The sequence below is a fragment of the Citrobacter sp. Cb080 genome (assembly GCF_030334745.1).
Taxonomy (GTDB): domain Bacteria; phylum Pseudomonadota; class Gammaproteobacteria; order Enterobacterales; family Enterobacteriaceae; genus Citrobacter; species Citrobacter braakii.
Genome location: NZ_JAOWDG010000042.1, coordinates 1 through 10,844, shown reverse-complemented (window position 1 = coordinate 10,844; position 10,844 = coordinate 1). Strand labels below are relative to the sequence as shown.

12 protein-coding genes, 1 tRNA gene and 1 pseudogene are annotated in these 10,844 nt (G+C 50.8%); 7 read left to right on the top strand and 7 right to left on the bottom strand.

Translation table 11 applies throughout. From position 1 onward, the window contains the following. Positions 1-237 precede the first annotated feature (237 nt). The gene (gene dkgB, locus OGV38_RS08340) at positions 238-1,041 is read left to right on the top strand and encodes a 2,5-didehydrogluconate reductase DkgB (RefSeq protein ID WP_286473169.1); all 804 of its coding nucleotides are present in this window, start codon (positions 238-240) and stop codon (positions 1,039-1,041) included. A gap of 20 nt (positions 1,042-1,061) precedes the next feature. Here dkgB and yafC read toward each other — a convergent pair whose 3' ends face one another. Further along, positions 1,062-1,976 carry a DNA-binding transcriptional regulator YafC gene (gene yafC / locus OGV38_RS08335; RefSeq protein WP_269518866.1) on the bottom strand — a complete coding sequence of 305 codons (915 nt, stop codon included), beginning with the start codon at positions 1,974-1,976 and terminating at the stop codon, positions 1,062-1,064. Between the two features lie 104 nt (positions 1,977-2,080). On the opposite strand from yafC, the gene OGV38_RS08330 reads away from it, so the two are divergent. From OGV38_RS08330 to OGV38_RS08320, 3 genes are all read left to right on the top strand, one after another. Next, a complete protein-coding gene (locus tag OGV38_RS08330; RefSeq protein WP_103284442.1) occupies positions 2,081-3,256 on the top strand; it encodes an MFS transporter in 1,176 nt (391 codons plus the stop codon). 131 nt (positions 3,257-3,387) lie between these two features. Next, positions 3,388-4,188 (top strand): endonuclease/exonuclease/phosphatase family protein, encoded by an 801-nt coding sequence (locus OGV38_RS08325; RefSeq protein ID WP_029139415.1) that lies wholly within the window; start codon positions 3,388-3,390, stop codon positions 4,186-4,188. A 76-nt stretch (positions 4,189-4,264) separates the two neighbouring features. Next, positions 4,265-5,035 (top strand): class I SAM-dependent methyltransferase, encoded by a 771-nt coding sequence (locus OGV38_RS08320; protein WP_049271174.1) that lies wholly within the window; start codon positions 4,265-4,267, stop codon positions 5,033-5,035. Between the two features lie 49 nt (positions 5,036-5,084). Here the strand turns inward: OGV38_RS08320 and mltD are convergent, their stop codons facing one another. Beyond that, complete coding sequence (mltD, locus tag OGV38_RS08315) at positions 5,085-6,443, bottom strand: murein transglycosylase D (protein WP_029139416.1); 1,359 nt, start codon at positions 6,441-6,443, stop codon at positions 5,085-5,087. Between the two features lie 71 nt (positions 6,444-6,514). Next, on the bottom strand, positions 6,515-7,270 hold the full coding sequence (gloB, locus tag OGV38_RS08310; RefSeq protein ID WP_075846672.1) for a hydroxyacylglutathione hydrolase: 756 nt from the start codon (positions 7,268-7,270) through the stop codon (positions 6,515-6,517). A 33-nt stretch (positions 7,271-7,303) separates the two neighbouring features. Here gloB and OGV38_RS08305 point away from each other — a divergent pair, with 33 nt between their 5' ends. Next, positions 7,304-8,026, top strand: coding sequence for a class I SAM-dependent methyltransferase (locus OGV38_RS08305; RefSeq protein ID WP_218733391.1), 723 nt, complete (start codon positions 7,304-7,306; stop codon positions 8,024-8,026). Here the strand turns inward: OGV38_RS08305 and rnhA are convergent. Further along, positions 8,023-8,490: a ribonuclease HI gene (gene rnhA, locus OGV38_RS08300; protein ID WP_016151805.1), complete on the bottom strand. Its 468-nt coding sequence runs from the start codon at positions 8,488-8,490 to the stop codon at positions 8,023-8,025. The two genes, OGV38_RS08305 and rnhA, sit on opposite strands and share 4 nt — an antisense overlap. Positions 8,491-8,554: 64 nt before the next feature. Here rnhA and dnaQ point away from each other — a divergent pair, with 64 nt between their 5' ends. Continuing rightward, on the top strand, positions 8,555-9,283 hold the full coding sequence (dnaQ, locus tag OGV38_RS08295; protein WP_029139417.1) for a DNA polymerase III subunit epsilon: 729 nt from the start codon (positions 8,555-8,557) through the stop codon (positions 9,281-9,283). 134 nt (positions 9,284-9,417) lie between these two features. Next, positions 9,418-9,494, top strand: a tRNA-Asp gene (locus OGV38_RS08290). A gap of 157 nt (positions 9,495-9,651) precedes the next feature. On the opposite strand, the gene OGV38_RS08285 is transcribed toward OGV38_RS08290, so the two are convergent. The 3 genes and pseudogenes from OGV38_RS08285 to OGV38_RS08275 form a co-directional block, all read right to left on the bottom strand. After that, positions 9,652-10,170, bottom strand: a complete 519-nt coding sequence (locus OGV38_RS08285) for a FidL-like protein (RefSeq protein ID WP_016155747.1) — start codon at positions 10,168-10,170, stop codon at positions 9,652-9,654. 1 nt (position 10,171) lies between these two features. After that, positions 10,172-10,444, bottom strand: coding sequence for a hypothetical protein (locus tag OGV38_RS08280; protein WP_286473166.1), 273 nt, complete (start codon positions 10,442-10,444; stop codon positions 10,172-10,174). Between the two features lie 50 nt (positions 10,445-10,494). Then, positions 10,495-10,844, bottom strand: a pseudogene (locus OGV38_RS08275) (IS1-like element IS1X2 family transposase); the annotation flags it as partial.

Genomic DNA, 10,844 nt, shown 5'->3' with positions numbered 1-10,844 from the left:
CGGTAGTTCAGTTGGTTAGAATACCTGCCTGTCACGCAGGGGGTCGCGGGTTCGAGTCCCGTCCGTTCCGCCACTTATTAAGAGCCCTGAGCTAACGCTCAGGGCTTTTTCTTTTCCAGCGATTTAATTATTGCTGAATCCGCAAAAATCCTCTGCATTTTTCACTCTTTTTCGGTAAAGAACTGATGGTCATAATCCTCTCAGTTAACGAACATAGTGATTAAAAAGAGGAATTCTATGACTATCCCTGCATTCGGTTTAGGTACGTTTCGCCTGAAAGACGACGTGGTTATCGCTTCTGTCAAAACGGCGCTTGAGCTGGGCTACCGTGCTGTCGACACTGCGCAAATCTATGAAAATGAAGCGGCTGTTGGTCAGGCGATTGCCGAAAGTGGCGTACCGCGTAACGAGTTGTACATCACCACCAAGATCTGGATTGAAAATCTCAGCAAAGACAAACTGATCCCAAGTCTGAAAGAAAGTCTGAAGAAACTGCGTACGGATTATGTCGATCTGACGCTGATCCACTGGCCATCTCCGGGCGATGCGGTATCCGTTGAAGAGTTTATGCAGGCGCTGCTTGAAGCGAAAGAGCAGGGGCTGACTCGCGAAATTGGTGTCTCAAATTTCACTATTCCACTGATGGAAAAAGCCATTGCTACAGTAGGTGCAGACAATATCGCGACCAACCAGATTGAGCTGTCTCCGTATCTGCAGAGTCGTAAGGTGGTTGACTGGGCTAAAGCGCACGGTATCCACATCACCTCTTACATGACGCTGGCTTACGGTAAGGCGCTAAAAGATGAAGTGATTGCACGCATTGCCGCTAAACATAACGCGACCCCGGCGCAGGTTATTCTGGCATGGGCAATGGATGAAGGTTACTCCGTGATCCCTTCATCTACCAAGCGTGAAAACCTGGCAAGCAACCTGCTGACGCTGGACCTGCATCTGGATACTGAAGATAAAAAAGCGATCGCGGCACTGGACTGCAACGATCGTCTGGTCAGCCCGGAAGGCCTGGCCCCTGATTGGGATTAATTGCCCGACCCTCTGTACCTTTAACCCTCTTTCACGGCTCCTTCGGGAGCTGTTCTTATATACTCACTTAAAAAGTCTATAAATGCCCGAATGCGTGTACTGACCGCACGATCGCTGTAGTAAACGGCGCTGAAAGGCATTTCTACCGGCAGACGTTTATCGGCCAGCAGCTCCACCAGTTCTCCCCGCGCGATCTCTTTATCAATCATATAATCTGAAAGACATGCGATACCATTGCAGCTCAGGCAAAGCTGTTTTAACGTTTCCCCGCTGTTGGAAGAAATCCCACATTCGACCTCATGGAGCTGTCCGTCGCTACGGGCAATCGGCCAGGTATTGAGTGAAACGGGTTCGGAAAACCCCAGACACAGATGCTGCTTTAACTGTTCGACAGTCTCGGGCTTGCCAAAACGGGCAATATAGTCCGGTGAGGCAATAATCTTACGATAGCTGGTAAACAACGGACGCGCACGCAGGCTTGAGTCAGTCAGCGTACCTGCTCGTATCGCGACATCCACTTTTCGTTCAATAAGATTGATGAACGTTTCTGAGGAGACAAGAGACAACGTCATCTCAGGATATCGCTCACGGAACGGTTTGATTAGCGGCATCAGGAAATGCAGCATCACCGGCGTTGCCGCGTCGATACGCAGCAGGCCGCGCGGGGTATTGCGCGACTCCATGATTTCCGTTTCTGCTGCTGCCATCTCTTGCAGTATCTGCTGCACACGCCTGAAGTAGCGTTCTCCTTCTTCAGTCAGGCTTAGCTGTCGGGTAGTTCGATTAAGCAGACTCACACCCAATTTCATCTCCAGCTTTTTTACTGCCCGACTGACTGCGGAATTAGCCTGACCGAGTTGTTCTGCCGCCCGGCTGAAGCTGCCGCTTTCCACAACGGCCACAAAAATCGCAAGTTCTTCAGAGGTTGCTTTCATTTTTGCACCTGACGCAAAATTATATTGAGATTTTGAATATTTTTGTTATTAAAACATCCCGGCATACTGCGTGTCATCTGATTACTGATGTTACGGAGTTATTTATGCCTCTCGCATTATTTGCACTAACAATAAGTGCCTTCGCTATTGGCACGACTGAGTTTGTGATTGTTGGCCTGGTGCCGACCATCGCTCAACAACTGGCAATCTCGTTACCTTCAGCCGGGATGCTGGTTTCAATCTATGCGCTGGGTGTGGCGATTGGCGCACCAGTGCTGACCGCTCTGACCGGAAGCCTGCCACGTAAAAAGTTGCTTGTCGCGCTGATGGTCCTGTTTACGGCGGGGAATTTACTGGCATGGCAGGCACCCGGGTATATGACACTTATTGTCGCCCGTCTGCTGACGGGGCTGGCTCACGGCGTATTCTTCTCGATTGGTTCCACTATCGCGACAAGTCTGGTGCCAAAAGAAAAAGCAGCTTCCGCCATCGCTATTATGTTCGGTGGCTTAACGGTGGCACTGGTCACGGGCGTGCCGCTGGGTACGTTTATCGGCCAGCACTTTGGCTGGCGTGAGACTTTCCTGGCAGTATCAATGTTAGGCGTGATTGCGCTGATTAGTAGTCAACTGCTGATCCCGGCTAACATTCCTGGTCGAGCGGCCGCCAGCATTCGCGACCAGGTGAAAGTGCTGACTCATCCTCGTTTGTTGCTGATTTACGCCGTTACGGCATTGGGCTACGGTGGTGTGTTCACGGCTTTCACCTTCCTGGCACCGATGATGCAGGATCTGGCGGGCTTCTCCCCGGCAGCGGTGAGCTGGATCTTACTGGGTTACGGCGTATCAGTCGCTATCGGCAATATCTGGGGCGGTAAGCTGGCGGATAAACATGGTGCGGTTCCTGCGTTGAAATTCATTTTCGCCGCACTGTTTGTTCTGCTGATGGTCTTCCAACTGACGGCTTCCACGCAGTACGCCGCGCTGGCTACCATTCTGGTGATGGGGATCTTTGCCTTCGGTAACGTACCGGGGTTGCAGGTCTACGTGGTACAGAAAGCGGAACAATTTACGCCCAATGCTGTTGATGTGGCGTCAGGGCTGAACATTGCAGCGTTTAACATTGGTATTGCACTGGGTTCCGTGATTGGCGGACAAACGGTCGAGCATTATGGGTTGGCGCAGACACCATGGATTGGCGCACTTATTGTTCTGGTGGCTTTCCTGCTGATGGGGCTGAGCGGCCGTCTTGATAAGCCCACGCACGTTGCTCTGGGGTAAATCATTGATGTAAGCGCCCACTTACAAAACAAACTGCAATTGTTCGTTGAAAGTGAGTGCTAAAATCCCTATAACAGAAGAACCAGTCCGGCTGCGGACTGGTTGACGTTACAGAGGTTTGAAAGTCTAAAGTGCGAAAAAACACCTATGCCATGCGTTATGTTGCCGGACAACCCGCCGAGCGGATTTTACCGCCGGGCTCGTTTGCGCATATTGGCCAGGCATTACCCGCAGGCGTACCGTTGAGCAGTGAAGATCGCATTCGCGTGCTGGTATGGAATATTTTTAAACAGCAGCGAGCAGAATGGCAGTCGGTGCTGAAGAATTTTGGTAAAGACGCGCATCTGGTGTTATTGCAGGAAGCGCAAACCACACCAGAACTGGTGCAGTTTGCGACCACTAACTATCTCGCTGCCGACCAGGTTCCCGCCTTTGTGCTGCCTCAGCACCCCTCTGGCGTTATGACACTCTCCTCCGCCCATCCTGTTTACTGCTGCCCATTGCGCGAGCGTGAGCCTATTTTACGGCTGGCGAAATCGGCGCTGGTGACGGTGTACCCGTTGCCTGACACTCGGTTGTTAATGGTGGTGAATATCCACGCGGTTAACTTTAGCCTTGGCGTTGATGTCTATAGTAAGCAGTTACTTCCCATTGGCGATCAGATTGCTCATCACAGCGGTCCGGTGATTATGGCCGGCGATTTTAATGCCTGGAGCCGTCGACGGATGAATGCGCTGTACCGCTTTGCGCGTGAAATGTCGCTGCGCCAGGTGCGCTTTACCGACGATCAGCGCCGCCGCGCGTTTGGTCGTCCTCTCGATTTTGTGTTCTATCGCGGTCTGAACGTGAGTGAGGCCTCTGTGCTGGTCACCCGCGCCTCCGACCACAACCCGCTACTCGTTGAATTCAGTCCCGGCAAACCTGAACAATAACGGTGTGTCAGGTCTGCCGTAGGGCAGGCCTGTGATGGTTGCCCTTCATATTTCACAACAACCGAAGGACAACACAATGACAACACGCTCTCATCATGACAACGTCGAAAAACAGTTTGGCTCTCAGGCTAATGCCTACTTAACCAGTGCGGTGCACGCCTCTGGTCGTGACTTGCAACGTCTGGGGGAAAGGTTGCTGGCATTTCCGCAGGCCCGTGTGTTGGATATGGGATGCGGAGCGGGGCACGCCAGCTTTGTGGCCGCGCAATACGTAAAGCAGGTAGTGGCATATGATTTATCGTCGCAGATGCTTGACGTGGTCACTGAAGCGGCAAAGGACAGAGGTCTGGAGAATATCGCCACACGGCAGGGTTATGCTGAAAGCCTGCCGTTTGAAGATAACGTATTTGACGTGGTGATTAGCCGCTATTCCGCGCATCACTGGCATGATGTCGGGCGTGCGTTGCGAGAAGTGAACCGCGTTCTGAAGCCCGGCGGCGTGCTGATTGTGATGGATGTGATGTCGCCAGGCCATCCTGTACGTGACATCTGGTTGCAAACTGTGGAGGCGTTACGCGATACCTCGCACGTACGCAACTATTCCAGCGGAGAATGGCTGTCGTTAATCAATGACGCCAATCTGATTGCCGATACCTTGTTAACCGATCGTCTGCCGCTGGAGTTCAGTTCGTGGGTGGCGCGGATGCGCACGCCTGCAGCATTGAGCGACGCGATCCGTGTATACCAACAAAGTGCTTCTGCGGAAGTGAAAGCCTATTTTGCGTTACAGGAAGATGGCTCGTTTACCAGCGACACGATAATGGTTGAAGCACATAAAGCGGGATAAATAAAAAAGGCACTGGGGGGAAACCAGTGCCTTCATTTCTACAATGCTATCAGGAGTCCGGCATACCGCTGTTTTTCACAAACAACGTTAGCTGATCGCCTGGCTGCAGATTGTTCGTATCGCTGTTCCAGCGCATCACATCCTTGATGTTAACCCCGTGGCGTTTGGCAATGCTCGAGAGCGAGTCGCCTTTACGCACACGATAGGTGATGCTATCGCTGTTGTTCGCCAGTCGCTGTGCGCTGGTACCAGCGCCCACCGTCAGATTTTGGCCTACTTTCAGCGATGACCCGCGCAGATTATTCCACTGCTTAAGGTCATTGGTGCTTACGCCAAGACGTGAAGCGACGCCAGAAAGCGTATCGCCAGAGCGAACTTTGTAGCTGCGGCTGTTCAGCGGCGTGTTATCCGCAACCAACGTTGACTGCACGGCTGCAATTTCGCCTGAGGCCAGAGACTCACGCAGCTTCTCTGCATGCTTCTTTGGCACCATCACATATTGCGGACCGCTGGCACCCAACGTGGAGCCTTTCACGCCTGCATTGAAGGTTTTCAGCTTGCTGACGGAAATACCCGCCATATCGGCAACCTGAGCCATTTCAACCGGGCTACTCAGGCGAACACGTGCCAACGCGCGGCTTTCGTCTGTTGTTGGCAGACGCACGCCATAGCGTTTGCTGTTTTTGAGTATATCGCTCAATGCCAGCATTTTTGGCACATATAGCTTCGTTTCCTGAGGCAATGGCAACGACCAGAAGTCAGTGGGTTTACCACGGGCTTTGTTCGTTTTAATTGCCTTCATGACACGACCTTCACCGCTATTATAAGCAGCAACGGTCAGCAGCCAGTCGCCATCAAACATTTTGTTCAGACGCTGCATCATGTCCAGTGCGGCGGTGGTGGAAGCCACAACGTCGCGACGTGCATCATAATTGCGGGTCTGTTTTAAACCATAATTGCGCCCCGTGCTCGGAATGATCTGCCAAATACCTGCGGCATTGGCGCCAGACGTTGCGTGAGGATCAAAAGCGCTCTCCACTATGGGTAGTAGTACCAGTTCCATTGGCATGTTACGTTTCTTAACCTGCCCGGCTATCCAGTACATATACGGCTCTGCCCGTAAAGTTACATCGTGGAGATAGCTCTTATTGCGTAAATACTTCTGTTTCTGTTCGCGAATCCGGTTGTTTTCCGGAATTCCCATCTTTAGCTCGTCACCAATGAAAGCCCACAAATCTTGATCAGCAGCGATAGATGTTCCGTCGTCCATCCATCGCGCCTGACTTGTAAACTTTCCTGCTTCCCCTTGACCAGCTGCAGAAAGGCTCTGTGCGTGTTGTTGGACGTTACCAGTATTCTGGCACCCAACAAGCAGGACAGAGGCGAGTAATATCGCTTTTGCCTTCATGTGTGTGTCAATAGTTGCTTAAAAGACGACCGATCATAACGGCGAAGTTTTCAAAAGGCAACCCGCAATTGTCAGAACGTATCTTTCTTTGACCTTAACCAGGCAAAACGCTCTTCAGGTTGTTGCAATATTGTTTTTTTATTTATTTCATTAATTAAATCAATATCTTCCGTTCTTAAAAAAAGATTATTTCGTCGCTCATTTTTCAGAATTACGGGCAGTGTCATTTGTTTTTTTACGCGTAACTCATTAACTTTACGATAATATTCATTTATGAACGGATCGTGCGGAAGAATGCTTAAGGCAAACTTCATGTTTGCTAATGTGTACTCATGTGCGCAACAAATCAATGTATCGTCAGGAAGTGCGTTTAGTTTTTTAAGTGATTGATACATTTGAGATGCTGTGCCTTCAAAAAGCCGACCGCAGCCACCGGAGAAGAGCGTGTCGCCGCAAAACAGGTAAGGGTGGCTAAAGTAACAGATATGTCCTAAAGTGTGACCCGGCGTAGCAATTACCGTAAATTCATGCCCCAAAACGAGTGCAATATCGCCATCTTCGACTATATGCGTCGTTCCCTTATCTTGCGTTTCAGCCGGTCCGTATACCGCTATTTGTGGGAAATGTTGCAGAAGTTCTTTCACGCCGCCCACGTGATCCTGATGATGATGTGTCAGCAGAATGGCCTCGGGAACCCAGTTATGTTCTGCAATAGCTTTCAGAACAGGTGCTGCTTCACCCGGGTCCACAATCAGACAATGTTTGTCATTATTCGACAGGACCCAGATGTAATTGTCCTGAAATGCAGGAATACTGTTAAGATTCATAGATTACCTCTCAATGCGTAACGGAAGGTTGTGATGAAACCGGCAAGGATCCCTCAAACTGTCGTAGCGCCCGTTAGTTGGGATGATTTGCCCTGGGGCGAACACTATCGTCAGGCGCTGGAGCATCAGCTTAACCCGTGGTTCGCAAAAATGTACGGATTTCATCTGCTTAAGATTGGTAATTTAAGCGCAGAAATCAATTCTGAAGCGTGCGCGGTTTCTCATCAGGTAAATGTTTCTTTGCATGGCGCTCCCATGCAGGTGACTGCCGATCCTTTACATCTGCCCTTTGCCGATAAGTCCGTGGATGTTTGTTTGTTGGCTCATACGCTGCCGTGGTGTTCCGATCCACATCGCTTACTGCATGAAGCCGATCGCGTGCTTATTGATGACGGTTGGTTGATTCTGAGCGGCTTTAACCCGGTAAGTCTGATGGGATTGCGTAAACTGGTGCCCGTATTGCGTAAAACATCGCCCTACAACAGCCGGATGTTTACCCTCATGCGGCAGTTGGACTGGCTCTCATTGTTGAATTTTGAAGTACTGCACTATAGCCGTTTTCATGTCCTGCCCTGGAACAAGAAGGGCGGGAAAATGTTAAGCGCCCATATCCCTGCGCTGGGCTGTTTGCAACTGGTGGTTGCGCGTAAGCGAACCATTCCGCTTACGCTCAACCCGATGAAACAAAATAAAAGCAAAACGCCTATCCGCCAGGCCGTTGGCGCAACCCGGCAATACCGTAAACCGGACGCTTAAGCCTCCGCCTGATACCCAATATCATCCTGAGTGGGACGCATTGCTGCGGCGCGCGCAAGCTCATCACAGCGTTCGTTTTCCGGATGGCCCGCATGGCCTTTAACCCATTCCCATTTGATTTGATGCGGCCCCAGCGCGGTATCCAGACGTTTCCACAGATCGACGTTCTTCACTGGTTTTTTATCTGCTGTTTTCCAGCCGCGCTTCTTCCAGTTGTGGATCCACTGCGTAATGCCCTGGCGCACATACTGGCTGTCCGTGCTGAGTATCACTTCACACTGTTCTTTCAGGGCTTCCAGCGCAACGATTGCCGCCATCAGCTCCATGCGATTATTGGTGGTGAGGTTGTAGCCTTCGCTAAAGGTTTTTTCGCGCCCGCGATAGCGTAAAATCGCCCCATAACCACCTGGCCCTGGATTTCCCAGGCAAGAACCATCGGTGAAAATCTCTACCTGTTTAAGCATCTCTGGTAGACTTCCTGTTTTAGCAAATCGAAATCAAACGATAAGTCTGACATAAATGACCGTTATGAGCACTGGAATTACACGACAGATCGTCCTCGATACCGAAACCACCGGTATGAACCAGATTGGCGCCCACTACGAAGGCCACAAGATCATTGAGATCGGTGCGGTTGAAGTGGTGAACCGCCGCCTGACCGGGAATAACTTCCACGTTTACCTGAAACCGGATCGGCTGGTGGACCCGGAAGCGTTTGGTGTACACGGAATCGCAGACGAATTCCTGCTTGATAAACCTACGTTTGCCGATGTGGCCGATGAGTTTCTCGACTACATCCGCGGTGCGGAGCTGGTCATCCATAACGCATCGTTTGATATCGGCTTTATGGATTACGAATTCGCTAAGCTCAGGCGGGATATTCCGAAGACAAACGAATTCTGCAAAATTACCGATAGCCTGGCGCTGGCGAGGAAAATGTTTCCTGGCAAGCGCAACAGCCTTGATGCGTTATGCTCACGCTATGAAATAGACAACAGTAAGCGAACCCTGCACGGCGCATTGCTCGATGCCCAGATTCTGGCCGACGTTTATCTGATGATGACCGGTGGGCAGACCACGATGGCGTTTTCAATGGAAGGTGACAGCCAGCAGCAGAATGACACGGGGATCCAGCGTATTGTGCGACAGTCCAGCAAACTACGCGTTGTTTTCGCCACTGATGAAGAGTTAGCGGCCCATGAGTCGCGCCTTGACCTGGTGCAGAAGAAAGGCGGAAGTTGCCTCTGGCGGGCATAGTTTGTACGTTTTCCGTATGGAAATGACCATTCGGGTGATTTTTGCAGCAAACGATTAAAAAACGTGAGAAAAAGCGTTGACGAGGCGTGAGGCAATCCGTAATATTCGCTTCGTTCCCAAGCGGAACACAACGCGGAGTGGTAGTTCAGTTGGTTAGAATACCTGCCTGTCACGCAGGGGGTCGCGGGTTCGAGTCCCGTCCATTCCGCCACTATTCAGAAAGCCTGAATCAGAAATGATTCAGGCTTTCGTCGTTTTGGCCCGCCAACAATAATAATCTCATCATCACACTTTATCGACCAAGTCCGTGCTATCGGGCAGGCAACACATCAGGTCATCCTTAACCCGACGCATATCCAGGGGGCAGATCAACCTGCGAAGTGATTCATCACGCAGGCGAAGCGGGGTGAAAAGTTATCGCCGATAAGCACCGTTTCTTCATTCAAGTGCTTTAGCATATACAGCTTGTCGGCACGTTCGTAAGCGTCGAAGAAGAGATAATCGACAGCATCCGTTGCTTCATCATCGGGGGATTTTTCACGTCCGTTGGGAGTGAGCATGAAAACACCGGCGGTATGGCCGAGTGGTCGGGCATAGCGAAAGAACAGTTTTCGGTTCACAGCAAACTCGCCATCATCACTTTTGAGTTTCCCTTGTACTGACAATGAAAGGTGTCCGGAGTTGTAGCTGGTAATCAGCATTATTCCATGGAGTACCTTTTTTGTATCCTGGATGTCGAGTATCGACGTGAATTCCGAGGAGCAGGAAAAACTGATTTCTTGTTTTTTCGCATTCCCGGCGATAATAAAAAAAGCGATAGCCGCCAGCCCAAAAATGGCAATCACGACTGACCATAGTAAAGGAGAGTGATCGCTTTCTTGCTTCATATCATTCCTCATGATGGCGATACTGGCTGATGCAATGGTAATAGCCGAGGTTCAGCCCGCATTCAGCGGCAAACGACCACTCAACCAGATTATGGTTGCTCGCCCAGGTATTGAGATACAGATCTTTTGGGTACGAACAGTCGGGGTTAATGCCCACGGACTTGAAAATATCCAGCGCTTTCTTTTCGGTTATGGTATCGGTGAGGGCGTTTCCTAATATATGTACACGGCATTGTTCATAGTCGATAGTCCGCAGGATAGTCGCGTCCGTCATGGCGATTTCATTGGGAATCCATGTTAACCACGCTGGGTAATGACTCCAACTTACTGATAGTGTTTTATGTTCAGATAATGCCCGATGACCTTGTCATGCAGCTCCACCGATTTTGAGAACGACAGTGACTTCCGTCCCAGCCTTGCCAGATGTTGTCTCAGATTCAGGTTATGTCGCTCAATGCGCTGAGTGTAACGCTTGCTGATTACGTGCAGCTTTCCCTTCAGGCGGGATTCATACAGCGGCCAGCCATCCGTCATCCATACCACGACCTCAAAGGCCGACAGCAGGCTCAGAAGACGCTCCAGTGTGGCCAGAGTGCGTTCACCGAAGACGTGCGCCACAACCGTCCTCCGTATCCTGTCATACGCGTAAAACAGCCAGCGCTGACGTGATTTAG